This is a genomic window from Streptomyces sp. NPDC091289 (genome assembly GCF_044757365.1).
Lineage (GTDB): Bacteria > Actinomycetota > Actinomycetes > Streptomycetales > Streptomycetaceae > Streptomyces.
In genome coordinates this window covers 132,441-147,850 of sequence record NZ_JBIVUT010000007.1, presented here as the reverse complement: position 1 = coordinate 147,850, position 15,410 = coordinate 132,441, and the positions used below count along the sequence as shown (strand labels likewise).

Annotated in this window: 13 protein-coding genes and 1 pseudogene; 8 read left to right on the top strand and 6 right to left on the bottom strand. The window is 71.9% G+C overall.

The window, feature by feature from the left end:
- Positions 1 to 31: 31 nt before the first annotated feature.
- Both map and ACIQPT_RS11315 read left to right on the top strand, forming a co-directional pair.
- Positions 32 to 889, top strand: coding sequence for a type I methionyl aminopeptidase (map, locus tag ACIQPT_RS11320; RefSeq protein WP_401154898.1), 858 nt, complete (start codon positions 32 to 34; stop codon positions 887 to 889).
- 209 nt (positions 890 to 1,098) lie between these two features.
- Positions 1,099 to 1,764 (top strand): heme oxygenase (biliverdin-producing), encoded by a 666-nt coding sequence (locus ACIQPT_RS11315; protein WP_103530932.1) that lies wholly within the window; start codon positions 1,099 to 1,101, stop codon positions 1,762 to 1,764.
- A 66-nt stretch (positions 1,765 to 1,830) separates the two neighbouring features.
- On the opposite strand, the gene ACIQPT_RS11310 is transcribed toward ACIQPT_RS11315, so the two are convergent.
- From ACIQPT_RS11310 to ACIQPT_RS11300, 3 genes are all read right to left on the bottom strand, one after another.
- The gene (locus ACIQPT_RS11310; RefSeq protein ID WP_401154896.1) at positions 1,831 to 2,508 is read right to left on the bottom strand and encodes a PhzF family phenazine biosynthesis protein; all 678 of its coding nucleotides are present in this window, start codon (positions 2,506 to 2,508) and stop codon (positions 1,831 to 1,833) included.
- A 125-nt stretch (positions 2,509 to 2,633) separates the two neighbouring features.
- A complete protein-coding gene (locus ACIQPT_RS11305; protein WP_401154894.1) occupies positions 2,634 to 4,241 on the bottom strand; it encodes an HtaA domain-containing protein in 1,608 nt (535 codons plus the stop codon).
- Between the two features lie 92 nt (positions 4,242 to 4,333).
- Positions 4,334 to 5,800, bottom strand: a complete 1,467-nt coding sequence (locus ACIQPT_RS11300; protein WP_401154892.1) for an HtaA domain-containing protein — start codon at positions 5,798 to 5,800, stop codon at positions 4,334 to 4,336.
- Positions 5,801 to 5,943: 143 nt separating this feature from the next.
- On the opposite strand from ACIQPT_RS11300, the gene ACIQPT_RS11295 reads away from it, so the two are divergent.
- The 4 genes from ACIQPT_RS11295 (at position 5,944) to ACIQPT_RS11280 (ending at position 10,149) form a co-directional block, all read left to right on the top strand.
- Positions 5,944 to 7,032, top strand: coding sequence for a hemin ABC transporter substrate-binding protein (locus tag ACIQPT_RS11295; RefSeq protein ID WP_401154890.1), 1,089 nt, complete (start codon positions 5,944 to 5,946; stop codon positions 7,030 to 7,032).
- Positions 7,029 to 8,147 carry a FecCD family ABC transporter permease gene (locus ACIQPT_RS11290; RefSeq protein ID WP_401154888.1) on the top strand — a complete coding sequence of 373 codons (1,119 nt, stop codon included), beginning with the start codon at positions 7,029 to 7,031 and terminating at the stop codon, positions 8,145 to 8,147. The genes ACIQPT_RS11295 and ACIQPT_RS11290 overlap by 4 nt, the downstream gene beginning before the upstream one ends.
- On the top strand, positions 8,144 to 8,983 hold the full coding sequence (locus ACIQPT_RS11285; RefSeq protein WP_401154886.1) for a heme ABC transporter ATP-binding protein: 840 nt from the start codon (positions 8,144 to 8,146) through the stop codon (positions 8,981 to 8,983). Before ACIQPT_RS11290 ends, ACIQPT_RS11285 begins: the two co-directional genes overlap by 4 nt.
- A 131-nt stretch (positions 8,984 to 9,114) precedes the next feature.
- Positions 9,115 to 10,149: a hypothetical protein gene (locus ACIQPT_RS11280; protein WP_401154884.1), complete on the top strand. Its 1,035-nt coding sequence runs from the start codon at positions 9,115 to 9,117 to the stop codon at positions 10,147 to 10,149.
- Positions 10,150 to 10,202: 53 nt separating this feature from the next.
- On the opposite strand, the gene ACIQPT_RS11275 is transcribed toward ACIQPT_RS11280, so the two are convergent.
- Both ACIQPT_RS11275 and ACIQPT_RS11270 read right to left on the bottom strand, forming a co-directional pair.
- The gene (locus ACIQPT_RS11275) at positions 10,203 to 10,949 is read right to left on the bottom strand and encodes a bifunctional DNA primase/polymerase (RefSeq protein WP_401154882.1); all 747 of its coding nucleotides are present in this window, start codon (positions 10,947 to 10,949) and stop codon (positions 10,203 to 10,205) included.
- A gap of 163 nt (positions 10,950 to 11,112) precedes the next feature.
- Positions 11,113 to 11,763 (bottom strand): TetR/AcrR family transcriptional regulator, encoded by a 651-nt coding sequence (locus ACIQPT_RS11270; protein WP_401154881.1) that lies wholly within the window; start codon positions 11,761 to 11,763, stop codon positions 11,113 to 11,115.
- Between the two features lie 245 nt (positions 11,764 to 12,008).
- Here ACIQPT_RS11270 and ddaH point away from each other — a divergent pair.
- Positions 12,009 to 12,845: pseudogene (gene ddaH, locus ACIQPT_RS11265) on the top strand (dimethylargininase); the annotation flags it as partial.
- On the opposite strand, the gene ACIQPT_RS11260 reads toward ddaH, so the two are convergent.
- Positions 12,842 to 13,840: a small ribosomal subunit Rsm22 family protein gene (locus ACIQPT_RS11260; RefSeq protein ID WP_401154880.1), complete on the bottom strand. Its 999-nt coding sequence runs from the start codon at positions 13,838 to 13,840 to the stop codon at positions 12,842 to 12,844. The pseudogene ddaH and the gene ACIQPT_RS11260 overlap by 4 nt on opposite strands.
- A 231-nt stretch (positions 13,841 to 14,071) precedes the next feature.
- On the opposite strand from ACIQPT_RS11260, the gene ACIQPT_RS11255 reads away from it, so the two are divergent.
- Positions 14,072 to 15,400, top strand: a complete 1,329-nt coding sequence (locus ACIQPT_RS11255) for a hypothetical protein (RefSeq protein ID WP_401154878.1) — start codon at positions 14,072 to 14,074, stop codon at positions 15,398 to 15,400.
- Positions 15,401 to 15,410: the final 10 nt, after the last annotated feature.

The window sequence follows — 15,410 nt, the reverse complement described above, 5'->3', positions numbered from 1 at the left end:
TGCCCCGGGGCCGCTGGTTAGACTCGCTGGCATGTCTGGCCAGTCGCTTCTCGTACCAGGGGAGATCACTCCCGTCCGTTCCGTCCCCGGAAACATCCGGCGTCCCGAGTACGTGGGGAAGCCGGCCCCGACGCCGTACTCCGGCCCGGAGATCCAGGACGCCGAAACCGTGGAGCGGATGCGCGTCGCGGGCCGTATCGCCGCGCAGGCGATGGAGGAGGCCGCCAAGCACATCGCCCCGGGGGTCACCACCGACGAGCTCGACCGGGTCGCCCACGACTTCATGGTCGATCACGGCGCGTACCCCTCGACGCTCGGTTACCGGGGTTTCCCGAAATCGCTGTGCAGCTCGCTCAACGAGGTCATCTGTCACGGCATCCCCGACTCCACCGTGCTGCGTGACGGCGACATCGTGAACCTGGACGTCACCGCGTACATCAACGGGGTCCACGGTGACAACAACGCCACCTATTTCTGCGGTGACGTGGACGAGGAGTCGCGGCTGCTGGTCGAGCGCACCCGGGAGTCGCTGAACCGGGCCATCAAGGCGGTCAGGCCCGGGCGTCAGATCAATGTGATCGGCCGGGTCATCGAGTCGTACGCGAAGCGGTTCGGCTACGGGGTCGTCCGCGACTTCACCGGGCACGGAATCAACTCCTCGTTCCACTCCGGCCTGATCATCCCGCACTACGACAGCCCGCACGCCACCACGGTGATGCAGCCGGGGATGACCTTCACCATCGAGCCGATGCTGACGCTGGGCACCCACGAGTACGACCTGTGGGAGGACGGCTGGACCGTGGTGACGAAGGACCGGAAGCGGACGGCCCAGTTCGAGCACACGCTGGTGGTCACGGAGACCGGAGCGGAGATCCTCACCCTTCCGTAAATCACCCCAAAGCGTCCACAAGTGCACCCTTCGCTCCCTCTGCGCGTAAGTTTTTACCGACAGGCAGTCGGGAACCAGTTGACTTAGGTAAACCTAAGTAGGAGGATCGGGCCTACTGGCACGCACCGCCGCACCGTCGCGGCGGTCGCCTGCCGATATTTCCGTCTCTTTCTGGACTTCCCGTCCCCCTCGGTCCCCGGAGGCCCGCCTTGGACGCAACCGCCACCGTCACTCCCTTCTCGACGCTCATCCGTACCGCGTCGCACGAGCAGCACACCGAGGCCGAGACCTCGACCTTCATGAGTGACCTGCTCGGCGGGCGGCTGGGAGTGGACGCGTACACGCGCTACACCGAGCAGCTGTGGTTCGTGTACCGGGCGCTGGAGGAGGGTTCGGAGGCTCTGCGCGACGACCCGGTCGCGGGCCCGTTCATACAGCCCGAGCTGATGCGCTCCACCGAGCTGGAGCGCGACCTGGCGCATCTGCGCGGGGCCGACTGGCGCGAGGGCCTGGAGCCGCTGCCGGCCACCGCCGCGTACGCGGCCCGGGTCGCGGAGTGCGCGCGCACCTGGCCCGCCGGTTACATCGCCCACCACTACACGCGCTACCTCGGTGACCTCTCGGGCGGTCAGATCATCCGCGACAAGGCAGAGAAGACCTGGGGCTTCGAGCGCAAGGGCGACGGCGTGCGGTTCTACGTCTTCGAGGAGATCACCAACCCGGCCGCCTTCAAGCGGGGTTACCGCGAGCTGCTGGACGCGGTGAACGCGGACGACCTGGAGAAGCAGCGCATCATCGAGGAGTGCAAGCGGGCCTTCGCGCTGAACACCGCGGTCTTCCGCGATCTGGGCGAGGTCTTCCCGCTCAGCGCGTGAATATCTGAACGACGCGGGAACGGCTCCACCGGGATGTCCGGTGGAGCCGTTTCTGCTGTCCGGGGTTCAGCCCCGGACGGCCAGCAGGACGCGGCCCCCGACCTCCACCGTGCCGTCCGGCGCGGGTGCGGTGAGGATCTGGGAGCCGCGTCCCTGGGTGATGTTGAGGGCCCGGCCGAGGTGCGCGCTGAGCAGCAGGGCCGCCGCGCCGGTCGCCTCGTCCTCGACGATGCCGGACTCCTTCCCGCGCCGCGGGAAGGCCCGCGCGCGCACCCGCCCGGCGGCCTCGTCCTCCCAGGCCCAGGCGTAGAGCCACCCCTCGCCGGGCGGCGGGCCGGGCAGCGCCTCGACCTCGGCGGCGCTCGCGTACTGCTGGAGTGTGCGCGGCGGGACCCACTCGGGGCGGGCGGAGATCCAGGTGAACTCCCCGTCCTGGCGCGCGAACACGTCGCCGACCGTCAGTTCCAGGATCTCCAGGTCCAGCAGCCAGGCGGTGCCCACCAGGGGGTGGCCGGCGAACGGCAGCCGCAGCCCCGGGGTGTGGATGTCCACCCGCCCGCGCTCCGGGTCGTCGACGAACACGGTCTCGCTGAAGCCGAGTTGCCGGGCGAGCCGCTGCCGGGACGCCTCGTCGGGGTGGCCGCTTCCGTCGCGTACGACGCCGAGGGCGTTGCCGTGCCGGCCGTCGGGTCCGCAGAACACGCGCAGGACGTCGATGCCCCGGGGTACGTCGTAGTCGTTCACGGGGGCATTCAAGCACTGCCCGGTGCCGGGGCGGGAACCGAGCGGGTACGGCCGCGGGGCCGTACCGGCGAGCACTGCTGCTCGCGGGTACGGCCCCGGGGGACGTGCGGGTGGTGCGGGGTGGATCAGGCGGTGACGTTACGGCGACGGCGTGCCGCGATCACGACACCGGCACCGGCCGCCACGACGACGCCGGAGGCGGCGATCAGGGCGCCGGTCGGGACGTCGGAGCCGGTGGAGGCCAGGGCGCCGGAGCCGCCGACCGAACCGCCGGTGGAGCCGCCGACCGTGCCGCCGCCGGTGGTGGAACCGCCGGCCGTGGAGCCGCCGGTGGAGCCCGAACCGCCGGTGGAGCCGGAGCCGCCGGTCGAACCGCCCGGAAGCTGGGCGTCCTTGTCGATGGAGACCGCGACGTTCAGGGCGTCGAGCGCCTCGCCCTTCTTGTAGAAGCCGCCGAACGCCTTGGCGCCGTCCGTGGTGAGCGTCGCCGGGACGTTCTTGAGGTTCACGATGCCGCCCTTGGCGGCGAGCGCGCCGGAGGGCACCTTCAGGTCGGCGAAGGACAGGCCGGTGAACTCGCTGACCTTGCCGGTGGTCTGGTCCTTGGAGGAGACGTCGGCGAGGAGCTTGCCGGAGGTGCCCTCGATGTCGACCTTCAGGTTGCTGATCGACAGGTCGAGGCGGTACTCGCCCGCGGTCTCGTGGCCGAGGAAGCGCACCTTGCCCTGGAACGCGGCGTTCAGCGTGTTCTTGTCGGCGTCGAGGCGGCCGGTGGCCTTCGTGAAGCGGTAGCCGTCGGTGACGCTGGTGGCGCCGCCGCTCGTCTCGATCTTGCCGTGGGCGATGTTGCCGACGACGTACGAGCGGAACTTCTCCTTGACGCCCCAGTTCAGGGTGCCGTCGACGACCGGGCCGCTGACGGGCGCGGCGGTCTCGGAGGCGGTCGGCGACGGGTCGGTCGACGGGTCCTTCGTGGGATCGGTCGTCGGGTCCGTGGTCGGGTCCGTCGTCGGGTCGGTCGTCGGGTCCGTGGTCGGATCCGTGGTCGGGTCCGTCGTCGGGTCGGTCGTCGGGTCCGGGCTCGGCGTCACGGCCTTGACGGACAGCGTCGCCGGGTCGAGTTCGGCGCCCTCCGCGTAGAAGCCGGCGAAGGCGTCCGAGCCGTCGGCGGTCAGCGTGGCCGGAATATCGGCGAAGACCATCGCGCCACCCGCACCGCCGCCCGGCTTGACGGCCGTCATGTCGAGCGCGGCGATGGGGGCGTCGTCCTTGGTGACGACGGTGCCGTCCGTCTTCTTGCTGGTGAAGTCGGCGGTGATGGTGCCGGTCTCGCGGCCCGTTCCGACCTTGATGTCGCTCAGCAGGACGTCGAGCTCGCCGTGGTGGCCCTCGAAGTGGACGCTGCCCTTGAACGCGGTGTCGGAGGCGTGCGTCCCGGTGTCGTACGTGCCCTTGCCGTCGGTGAAGGTGAACACACCGTTGCCGTCGGCCTGCTGGGCGCCGTCCGCGACGGTGATCTTGCCCTGCGCGATGGGGCTGACGATGTACTTGCGGAAGGACTCCTTGATGCCCCACTCCAGCTTGCCGTCCACCAGCTCCAGCTTCGGAGCCGCGGCGGGTGCGGCGGCCGGGGATCCGGCGGCGATCGCCGGGAGGGCGAAGGCGGTGGCGCCAAGTGCGGCGGCCGTGGCGACGGCCGCTGCGAGGGCTATGGGGCGGCGAGTTGCTGCCATGTCGGTGTGTCTCCTCAAGGGACAGGGGGTGGAAGCGAAGCGTGGGGGGAGGGGGTGATGATCCATAAGGCACGCATGGGGGGATGCCGGGGTCAGGAAGTCTGGGGTGAGTCGGGGGCCGCGGAAGCGTCGGCCGGCTTCGCGGAGCGGCGGCGCAGGGCGAAGAACGCCGCTCCGGCCGCGGCCAGCAGCAGGACACCGCCGCCGATCGCGGCGTACGTGCCGGTGCCGGGGCCCGAGTCCGAGGCGGCCGCGACCGGTTCGGCGGAGGGCTCGGCCGAGGCCTTCTTCGTGGGCTCGGCGGCCGCCGTCGGCTCGCTGCCGAGGTCGGGCAGCGCGGGCAGCTGGGCCTTCTCGTCGACGGCCACGGCGAGCGACACCGGGTCCATCGCGGTGCCCGCCTTGTACATGGAGCCGAACGCCTTGGCTCCGTCGGCGGTGAGGGTGGCGGGGACCTCGGTGAGGACGGCGAGGCCCTCCTCGGGCTTGAGGTCCTTCGCGGGGAAGGTGACGATCGGGACGTCCTTGGTCGTTTCGCCCTCGCTGGTGACGTCCGCCGACAGGGTGCCCTCGCCCTCGGCGACGGCGACGGTGACGCCGGCGAGCTTCAGGTCGAGGTCGTGGGCGCCGGTGAAGCGGATGCTGCCGCTGAAGTCCGCGTCCAGCGTCTGCTTCTTCGCGTCGTACGTGCCCTTGCCCTGCGGGAAGCGGAACAGGGCCCCGCCGTCCTGGGCGCCGTCGGCGAGCGTCCACTTGCCCTGGCCGATGGAGCCGGTGACGTACTCGCGGAAGGTGCGGCGTACGCCCCAGTCGACGGCGGCGTCCTCGAAGCGGCCCGCCTTCTCCTTCTTCTCCGCCTTGTCCTTGTCCTTGTCCTTCTTCCCGTCCTCGTCGTTCTTCTTCTCCGGGGCGGACGGCTTCGGTTCGGCGGCCGCGCCCTTGGTGTCGACGGAGAGGCTGATCGGGTCGAGCGGGGTGCCCGCGGTGTAGTAGCCGGCGAAGGCGGAGGCGCCCTGGGCGGTCAGCGTGGTGGGGACGTTGGTGAGGGCGATGGGGGTGGAACCGCCCTTCATGTCGATCCCGCCGAGGCCGAGCGTGGCGAGCGGCACCTGGGAGCGGTTGGAGACCTTCCCGGTCCCCCGCTCCTTGCTGACCATGTCCGCGTAGAGCGTGCCGCTGCCGCCGTTGATGCGGACGGTGGGGCGGCTGATCGTGAGGTCCAGCTCGTTGCTGCCGTCGGGCTTCGTGTGGCCGGTGAAGTGGACGCCGCCGGAGAAGCCGGAGCTGAACGCCCCGGTGTCCGGGTCGTAGGAGCCGGTCGCCGAGTGGAAGCGGAACTGGCTGCCGCCGACCGTGGCCGCGCCGCCGGTCAGGCTCCAACTGCCGTTCGCGATGGGGCCGGTGACGTAGCTCTGGAAGGAGGACTTGATGCCCCAGTCCAGCCGCCCGCCCTGCACCGTGCGGCTTGCCGCTTGCGCGGTGGCGGCGGGGAGCAGGGCTCCCAGCAGTACCGCGAGAAGCGCGACAGCGAGCGCGCGGGCCGATCTGGACGACGACATGACGTACCCCTCCGAGGGCTGGATATGCAGGTAAGGCTAACCTAAGGTATTCCCGGCCTGTGTCGGAACCCCTCCGCCACCTCCACCTTCTCCACACACCCGAACCACTCACCGCACGCCGCAGAACGACAGGACGGTGCCCAGTGCGCATCTCGCAGGACTTCGCCCCGACGGGCCCGGACACCGGACGCACGGCCCGCCGTCGCCCGGCCCGGGGCAGGGCGGCCGCCGCCCTCACCGCCGCCGTGGCCTTCGCCCTGGTCCTGACCGGCTGCGGCGGAGGCGACGATTCCGCGCCGAAGTCCGGGTCCGGGTCCGCCAAGAGCGGTGCCGACGCCGACCGGGTCGAGCCACTGGCCGCCCCGCCCGCGCCGAAGCTGCCCGTGACGGTCGACTCGGCGGACGGCACGAAGGTCACGATCGACTCCACCGACCGGATCGTGCCGTTGACCGGGTCGCTGAGCGAGATCGTCTTCACGCTCGGCTTCGGCAAGCAGGTCGTCGCCCGGGACATCACCGCCACCTTCGAACAGGCCGAGAAGCTCCCGGTGGTGACCCGGGCCCACGACGTGTCGGCGGAGAGCGTCCTCTCGCTGAAGCCGACGGTCGTCCTCGCCGACACCAGCACCGGACCGCGCGAGGCGATCGACCAGATCCGCGACGCGGGCATCCCGCTGCTCGTCGTCGATCCCGCCAAGGGGCTCGACGACGTCGGCCGCCGCATCGACACCGTCGCCGAGGCGCTGGGCGTACCGGCCGCGGGGACCGAGCTGAAGAAGCGCACCGAGGACCGGATCGCCACCGTCCAGAAGTCCATCCCGGCCCCCGCGGACGGCAAGAAGCCCCGGGTCGCCTTCCTCTATCTGCGCGGTTCGGCCTCCGTCTATCTGCTGGGCGGCGCGGAGTCCGGGGCCAGTTCGCTGCTGGAGGCGGCGGGCGCGGTCGACGCCGGCAAGGAGTCGGGGCTGAACAAGGACTTCACCGCCATCACCAGCGAGGCGCTCGCCAAGGCCGCGCCGGACGCGATCCTCCTGATGACCAAGGGGTTCGAGTCGGTCGGCGGCATGGACGGCCTGGTGAAGATCCCCGGCATCGCGGAGACCCCGGCCGGGATGGACCGCCGGATCGTCACGGTCGACGACGGCGTGCTGCTCAACTACGGGCCGCGCACCGACCGGGTGCTCACCGAGATCGTCGAGCAGCTGTACGCGAAGGGCGGCAAGGGCCAGTGACCACCTCGTACGAGGAACGCACCGGGTCCGTGGACAAACCCACGGGCAAGGAGGCGAAGGGCGCGGAGGACACCGCCCCCAAGTCCCCCCGGAGCAGGGCGTTCCTGCTCACCGTGGTGCTCTCCCTCGCCCTGCTCGCCGGCTGTCTGCTGTCCGCCGCGATCGGCGCGTACAACATCCCGCTCGGCGACGTCCTGTCCTCCGTGCAGCACCGGATCGGGCTCGGCGGGCAGGAGTTGGACCGGGTCGGCGAGAGCGTCCTGTGGAACGTACGGCTCCCCCGGGTCGTCCTCGCGCTGCTCGTCGGCGCGTCCCTCGGCTGTGCGGGCGCCCTGATGCAGGGCGTGTTCGGCAACCCGCTCGCCGAGCCCGGCGTGATCGGGATCTCGGCGGGCGCGGCCGTGGGAGCGGTCGCCTCGATCGCGCTGGGACTGACCTTCTTCGGCAACTGGACCATCACCGTCTGCGCGTTCGTCGCGGGTCTCATCACCGTGCTGCTCGTCTACTCGCTCTCGCGGTCCGGCGGCCGGACCGAAGTGGTGACGCTGATCCTCACCGGTATCGCCGTCAACGCCTTCGCGGGCGCGCTGATCGGGCTGTTCATCTTCTTCGCGGACAACGCGCAGATCACCCAGATCACCTTCTGGCAGCTCGGTTCGCTCTCCCAGGCGACCTGGCCCAAGGTGCTGGCCGTGCTGCCGTGCGCGCTGGCGGGGCTGCTCATCGCCCCGTTCTACGCCCGCAAGCTGGACCTGCTGGCCCTCGGCGAGCGGCCCGCCCGGCACCTGGGCGTGGACGTGGAGCGGCTGCGGATCATCCTGGTGCTGGTGGTGGCGCTGCTGACGGCCGCCGCGGTCGCCGTCGCCGGGATCATCTCCTTCGTCGGGCTGCTCGTCCCGCATCTGCTGCGGATGGCGAACGGCCCCGGCCACCGCTTCCTCGTCCCGGGCAGCGCGCTCGGCGGCGCCGTGATCCTGGTGGCGGGCGACCTCACGGCCCGTACGGTGGCGGCCCCCGCCGAACTGCCGCTCGGGGTGCTGACCGCGCTGTTCGGCAGCCCGTTCTTCTTCTGGCTGCTGCGCAGGACCCGTCGTAAGCAAGGTGGTTGGGCATGAGGACGCTGAGAGATCTGTTCGCGGTACGCACCCGGGAGCTGCCCTCGCCCGTCGTCGCCGGCTCCCCCGCCGTCGAGGCCGTCGGGCTGTCGGTCCGCCTCGGGCAGCGGCAGGTGCTGGACTCCGTCGACCTGACCGCGCACGCGGGCGAGGTGGTCGCCCTGGTCGGGCCGAACGGCGCGGGCAAGTCGACGCTGCTGGCGGCGCTGGCCGCCGATCTGCCCGCCGGGAGCGGTGAGGTGCGGATCGACGGCCGCTCGGCCGCCGCGTGGTCGGCGCCCGAACTGGCGCTGCGCCGCTCGGTGCTGCCGCAGTCCGCCGCGCTGTCCTTCCCGTTCCCGGTGGAGGACGTCGTACGGATGGGGCGGGCGCCCTGGGCCGGTACGGAGCGGGAGGACGAGGACGACGCGGCGGTGGCCGAGGCGATGGCGGCCACCGAGGTGACCCGGTTCGCGGGACGCCCGTTCTCCGCGCTGTCGGGCGGCGAGAAGGCCCGGGTGGCGCTGGCCCGGGTGCTGGCGCAGCGGGCCCCGCTGATGTTGCTGGACGAGCCGACCGCCGCCCTGGACCTGCGCCACCAGGAGCTGGTGCTGCGGATCTGCCGGGAGCGGGCGGCCGCCGGGGACGCGGTGGTGGTCGTGCTGCACGATCTGGGGCTCGCCGCGGCGTACGCGGACCGGGCGGCCGTCCTGCACGACGGGCGGATCGCGGAACTGGGCCCGCCGGACGAGGTCTTCACGGGCGAGCTGCTCGGCGAGGTCTACCGGCAGCCGGTGGAGGTCTTCCCCCATCCGCGTACGGGCACGCCGCTGATCGTTCCGGTACGTCGGAGCTGAGCCCTCTCCCGCTGCCCCGCCAGGTCACGTTGTGGACGCTGTCTCCGGTCCCCGCCCGCACGCCGTTCGCCGCCCCGGTAGGGTTTCGACGGTCAGTGCGGGCGACGGATCAGAAGGCGCAGAAGCAACGGATGACGAGACACCCTGGGCTGGGCCGGCTGACGGCGGGGCTCGCGACGGCGACGGTCCTGTGCGTGACGGCGAGCGGCTGTGTGACGGTGCACGGGGAGCTCGAAGTGCTGCCCGGGGCGAAGAAGTCGGAGGCCGCGCAGGCGCTCAAGGACTTCACCGACGCCTACAACGCGGCGGACAAGGCGTTCGATCCGGCGCTGGACGCGGACCGGGTGACGGGTGCGCTCGGCGCGATCAACCAGGCGGGCCTGAAGGCCCGGCAGACGTACAACCCGGACGGCAACAAGGCGCACAAGCCGCTGGTGCTGGACGACGCGAACTACGTCATCCCCAAGAAGGCGGGCTGGCCGCGCTGGTTCCTCGCGGACACCGACTCCAACCGGGACCAGGACGGCGGGAAGCTGGACACCCGCTGGCTGGTGGTGTTCGTGCGGTCGGCTCCCGACGCGCTGTGGAAGGCGTCGTATCTCGCGGTCGTCCCGCCGTCCCAGGTACCGGAGTTCACCCTCGACAAGGACGGGCTCGCCACCCCGGTGGAGCCGCAGGACAAGGCGCTGGCCGTGGCCCCGGCGGAGCTGAGCGCCTCCTACACGGCGTATCTGCGGGACGGTGAGCCCGATGTGTTCACGCCGAGCACGGCGACCTCGGGCTGGCGCGAGACGCGCCGGACCACCCGGCGGGCGGGGTTCTCGTACCAGTACATCGACCAGCCGCTGACGGGCGCCACGTTCGCACCGCTCGGGCTGCGCACCGAGGACGGCGGGGCGCTGGTCTTCTTCAGCAGCAAGCACTTCGAGCGGCAGACCGCGGCGAAGGGGCTCAAGCCGGAGGTCAACGCGGATGTGAAGGCGCTGCTCACCGGCGAGGTGAACAGCAGCCTCACCAAGGAGCGGGTCTCCAGCCAGCTGGTGCACGTGCCGCCGCGCGCCGAGGGGGCCGGTTCCGGTTCCGACGCGGGCTCCGGCTCCGGCTCCGGCGGCAAGGTGCGGATGCTGAACCGGCTGCCGGGCCTGGTCGCGGCGAAGGGCGAATAGGCCGGCAGCGGCCCGAGCCGACGGGCCGCTCAACGGCTCAATGACTCAGCGGCTCAGCGGCTCAGCGGCCAGGCGATCGAGTCGTGGTCCAGCTCGCTCTGCTCGGCGCTGCCCGCGTACCGCGCGCAGGCGTCGGTGAGCGTCTCCAGCAGGGTCAGCGGGTCGGGCAGCTCGTGCTCGGGGCCGCGCACCCAGTGGACGTCGAGCTCACCCGGGAGCCGGGCGGGCGGCAGGAGGACGTAGCTGCCCCGGCAGTGCCAGCGCAGGCCCGGGTGGGCGTCCATGGTCTCGGGGTGGCAGTCCAGCTCGCAGGGCCACCACTCGTCCTCGTCCTCGGGGGTGCCGCGGGTGGCGGTGAAGAAGAGCATCCGGTCCTCGCCGGACTGGGCCACCGGTCCGACGTCGATGCCCGCGTCGAGAAGACGCTCCAGGGCGTTGCGGCCGGCGGTGAGCGGGACGTCCAGCACATCGTGGATCATGCCGGTCGCGGTGATGAAGTTGGCCAGCGGCTGGCCGGCGGCCCAGCGCTCGATCTGGGCGCGGTCGGTGGTCGACTGCGTCTGCCAGGCGAAGGAGATGGGATGCCGGGCGGGGGTGGGACAGCCGATGCGTTCGCACGAACATCGGTATCCGAGGGGGTGGGCGGCGGGGGCGATGGGCATGCCCGCGTCGGCGACCGCCAGGAGCAGCGCCACTCTGGCCGACTCCTCGGCCTCGGCCCCGGGTGATTTGGGACGTCGCCGCAGCCACTGGGAGATCCTGCTCTCTGTGCCGCGGAAACGGCCGGAATCGGCGCCCATCTATCCCCTCACCTCAGCAGTTCACCTCAGCGTTGCCTGTCCATCGTCGCACCATCCTGCGGTTCGGGTGGCCAGAGTTCACCAGCGAGGCCGTGTACCACTGCGCCGAGTGAGCACCATCACGCCCGATGTCACCACATACCGGATATCGATCAAGGGCGGGTCAGGGGCGCGGGGTGAGGCCGCCGAGGGTGTAGTCGACGATCGCGTCGGCGTACGCGTGGGTGAGCGGCTGGGTCCGGAGCAGCCAGCGGTGCATCAGCGGGCCGATGAGCAGCTCCAGGGCGATCCGGGGATCGGCGTCGGCGCGCACGTGTCCGGCCTCCTGGGCGGCCCGCAGCCGTGTGACATACAACGCGAGCTGCGGTTCGAGCAGCTTCTCGACGAATTCGGCGCCCAGCTTCGCGTCCACGATGCCCTCGGCGGTCAGCGCGCGGGTCGGGATCGCCAGCGCCGGATCGTTCAGCTCGTCGACGGTGGCCCGCAGGACAAGCTTGAGGTCGGCAGCCAGATCGCCGGTGTCGGGGATGCCACCCTCCGCGGTATCACCGGACCGCGCGGTATCACCGGACTGCTCCGCGGCCTCCTCGGCGGTCCTGGCCGCCAGGTCCAGGAAGGCTTCCATCAGCACGGCGGCCTTGGAGGGCCACCAGCGGTAGATGGTCTGCTTGCCGACCCCGGCGCGGGCGGCGATACCCTCGATCGTCGTGCGCCGGTAGCCGACCTCCCCGACGAGGGCGAGGGCGGCGTCATGGATCGCGCGCCGGGAGCGGTCGCTGCGGCGGCTGGAGTCGGGTGCCTTGGTGGGTGCCATACGGCCAATCTAGCGCCGGACGAGCCGATACGTATCGTCTTGATGCTGGTGTGTATCGCCTTGATGCCGGCCCGTATCCGTATCGTCCCTGGCGCATCGTCCTGGTGCCCGTACGTGTCCTCGTCGTGGCCCTGACCGGGCGGTCCGGTGAACCACCCGATCGATTCACTGCGGATCCGGCGCGCACAGCGCACCATGGGCTCACGCACAGACCGTGCGCATCCCACCGTTCCGCGGCCACCGCCGCCGTTCGCGAGGAGCCCGAGTTGAACCGTGACGCCACCCCTCGTCGCTACCTGATGTGCGCACCGACGCACTTCCGGGTCACCTACTCCATCAACCCGTGGATGGACCCGTCCAAACCCGTCGACCTGCCGCTGGCCCAGACCCAGTGGGAGGACCTGCGCGACCGCTACCGTTCCCTCGGCCACACCGTCGAGCTGCTCACCCCCCGCCCCGACCTGCCGGACATGGTCTTCGCCGCCAACGGCGCCACGGTGATCGGCGGCCGGGTGCTCGGCGCGCTGTTCGCGTACCGGGAGCGCTACGAGGAGGCCGGGGCGCACCGGGACTGGTTCCGGGAGCACGGCTTCGCCGAGGTCCATGAGCCGGAGCACGTCAACGAGGGCGAGGGGGACTTCGCCGTCACCGCCTCGTATCTGCTGGCCGGGCGCGGCTTCCGCTCCAGCCCGCTGTCGCACGCCGAGGCCCAGGAGTTCTTCGGGCTGCCGGTCGTCGGGCTCGATCTGGTGGATCCGCGCTACTACCACCTGGACACCGCGCTCTGTGTGCTGGACGCGGCGGCCGACGAGATCATGTACTACCCGGACGCCTTCTCCCCCGGCAGCCGGGCGGTGCTGCGCCGGCTGTTCCCGGACGCGCTGCTGGCCCGGGAGGCGGACGCGGCGGCGTTCGGCCTCAACTCGGTGAGCGACGGGCGTCACGTCCTGCTGCCGCAGGGGGCGACCGGGCTTCTGGACCCGCTGCGGGACAGGGGCTTCGAGCCGGTCCCGATGGACCTGGGCGAGCTGCTCAAGGGCGGCGGCAGCGTGAAGTGCTGCACCCAGGAGCTGCGGCCCTAGTCGGTCGGGTCGGCGGGCGGCCAGGGATCGCCCCAGGCGATGTCCCTGGCCGCCCGGTACAGCTCGCCGTGGCGCTTGGTGACCGTGGAGCGGTCCAGGCCCTCGTCCCGCGTGCACAGCTCCAGCAGCACCTGGCCCTTGCGGATCTGCGGCCTGCGGGTGATCCGGGCGGCCGCCGGGGCGGCGGGGAAGCGGGTGGCGACGACGTAACTGAACTTCTCGTCCTCGTGGCTCAGCGAGCCGCCCTTGACCTTCCGGTGCAGCGAGGAGCGGCTGACCCGGGCCGAGAAGTGGCACCAGTCGGCGCCGGGGGCGATCGGGCAGGCGTCGCTGTGCGGGCAGGGGGCCGCGACGCTCAGCCCGGCGGCGATCAGCCGGTCGCGGGCCTCGATGATCCGGGCGTATCCGTCGGGGGTGCCGGGCTCGACGATCACCACCGCCTGACCGGCGGCCGCCGCCGCGTCGACCAGTTCGGTCCGTGCCCCGGCGGTCAGCTCCTTGAGTACGTAGCTGACGGTGACCAGGTCCACCGGGTCCAGCTCCAGCGCCGCATCGATCCGGGCCCGCTCCCAGCGGGTGTCGCGCAGCGACGGCACCCCGGAGGCCTCGGCCAGTTCGCGGCCGAGCGCGAGGGCCGGCTCGGCCCAGTCCAGGACGGTCGTCGCCGGGCCCTCCCAGATCCCCGCCGCCGCCCAGCCCGCCGCGCCCGTGCCGCCCCCGACGTCGGTGTGGGTGGCGGGCGTCCAGTCGGGCGCGGCCTCGGCCAGGGCGCCGAGGGCGGACCGTACGGCTTCGAAGGTGGCGGGCATCCGGTACGCGGCGTACGCGACGACGTCGGAGCGGTTCCGCAGGATCGGGGCGTTCGTCGGGGTCTCCCCGCGGTAGCTGGCGATCAGCCGGTCGACGGCCTGCGCGGCCTGCTTGGGCGGCAGTCCGTCGAGCAGACCGGCCAGCGCGGCGCGCAGGGACTGTGCGGTGGGGAGGGTGACGTTCACCGCCGAATTGTAGGCGGAGGCGACCCGGCGGACGCGACCCGGCGAACACGTTCCGCTTCGCCGCCGCCGGAGGGGGTACGGGGAGAGCGCGGGCGGCGCGGAGGGCCGCACCAAGGCTTCACGTAACCGGTACGGAACGGGAATCCGGCGAACTCCACGCCCCCGTGGGCCTGTTGCTACGCTGGCCCGCGCGTGCACGGCACCAGATCAAGATGGTCCAGCGGGGGAGCCATGAGGCAGAAGATCGTGCGGCTGACGCTGGTCGGCGGGGTGGTCTTTCTCGCCCTGCTCCTGCTGCTGGCCACCTGCGGCGGCAGTCCCGGCGACCGCGACGGCGACGGGAAGGACGGCGCGGCCGCCGGGACGGCGAAGCCGGTGCTGCCGAGCGCGGGTCCGGTGACCCGGCTGACCGTTCCGCCGCAGTACACGACGGACCGGGGCTGGGAGATCATCGGCGCCTCCCCCGATGTCGCCGTCTCCCATGCGACGGGTCTGCTGGCCTATCTGGAGCGGGCCGCCGGGAACCGCTACCGGCTGCGCACCGTCGACACCGCCACCGGTGAGCTGGGCTGGCGGGGTCAGGCCTGGCGGCCGCCGGACCCGCTGCACTACCCGAAGCTCGCCACGGTGACCAAGGGCGACCGGCAGTTCTTCGTGACCTGGTCCTACGGGAAGGTCGGCGACGGGCTGTCCCCGGCGAGCACCTTCCTCGCCCTCGATCTGTACGACGTCACGAACGGGAACCAGCAGCGCGTCGAGGTGCCGTGGTCCGGGGCCCCCGACGTCCGTACGGCCGGTCCGGACATCGTGATCAGCGACGCGAAGGCGAACAGCACCCTGGTCGACCCGGTCACCGGCGAGGTGTCCGAGCTGGACGCCGCGCGGCTGAAGTACCCCAAGGGCTGCCCGGCCTGCAAGCAGCTCACCGAGGTGCACGGTCTGACCGCCGGGGGGCTGCTGCTGGGCGGGGCACGGGAGTTCTGGGTGCGCGGCGGCTGGTTCAGCCGGAACGTCGCACCCAAGGGCACCGACAAGGGCAGCGGGGTGGTGACGTCGGCGACCCCGGACCGGGTGCTGGCGAAGTGGGCGCCCGCGAAGAAGACCAAGCGGGCGGCGACCCACGAGCTGTGGGCGGTGCACGACGCGGCGACCGGCGAGGTGCTCGCGTCGGTGGAGTGCCACAAGCCCGCCATAAAGCCGGGGCGCTACCCGCAGGCGGTCCTCTCCCCCTCGGGCGACTACCTGATCGCCGGGAACCTGGCCTTCGACCTGGAGGCGAAGCAGGGCCGCTGCTTCGAGGACGAGGGCGGCACGGCTCATCTGACGCTGGCCACGGTGACGGACGACGGCATCGCGTACGGGGCCGAGAACGCGCGCGACGCCTCGGAGGCGCTGTCCGGCGGCGGGCTCCCGGTCGCGATGGACTTCGCCACCTGGAGCACCGAGCGGCTGTCGCGCGACGCCCGGCTGCCGGGGACGGAGACGACGGGGGTCGGGGTGTTCCGCTGGACCGACCGGCAGGACCGCACGCATCTGATCGGCTACCCGCGCACGGGCTGAGGGCCACCCC

What these genes read in the sequence shown, in the direction of transcription:
- map (WP_401154898.1), top strand. Translation starts at nt 32, where the DNA reads ATGTCTGGCCAGTCGCTTCTCGTACCAGGGGAGATCACTCCCGTCCGT.
- ACIQPT_RS11305 (WP_401154894.1), bottom strand. Translation starts at nt 4,241, where the DNA reads ATGGCAGCAACTCGCCGCCCCATAGCCCTCGCAGCGGCCGTCGCCACG.
- ACIQPT_RS11300 (WP_401154892.1), bottom strand. Translation starts at nt 5,800, where the DNA reads ATGTCGTCGTCCAGATCGGCCCGCGCGCTCGCTGTCGCGCTTCTCGCG.
- ACIQPT_RS11285 (WP_401154886.1), top strand. Translation starts at nt 8,144, where the DNA reads ATGAGGACGCTGAGAGATCTGTTCGCGGTACGCACCCGGGAGCTGCCC.
- ACIQPT_RS11280 (WP_401154884.1), top strand. Translation starts at nt 9,115, where the DNA reads ATGACGAGACACCCTGGGCTGGGCCGGCTGACGGCGGGGCTCGCGACG.
- ACIQPT_RS11275 (WP_401154882.1), bottom strand. Translation starts at nt 10,949, where the DNA reads ATGGGCGCCGATTCCGGCCGTTTCCGCGGCACAGAGAGCAGGATCTCC.
- ACIQPT_RS11270 (WP_401154881.1), bottom strand. Translation starts at nt 11,763, where the DNA reads ATGGCACCCACCAAGGCACCCGACTCCAGCCGCCGCAGCGACCGCTCC.
- ACIQPT_RS11255 (WP_401154878.1), top strand. Translation starts at nt 14,072, where the DNA reads ATGAGGCAGAAGATCGTGCGGCTGACGCTGGTCGGCGGGGTGGTCTTT.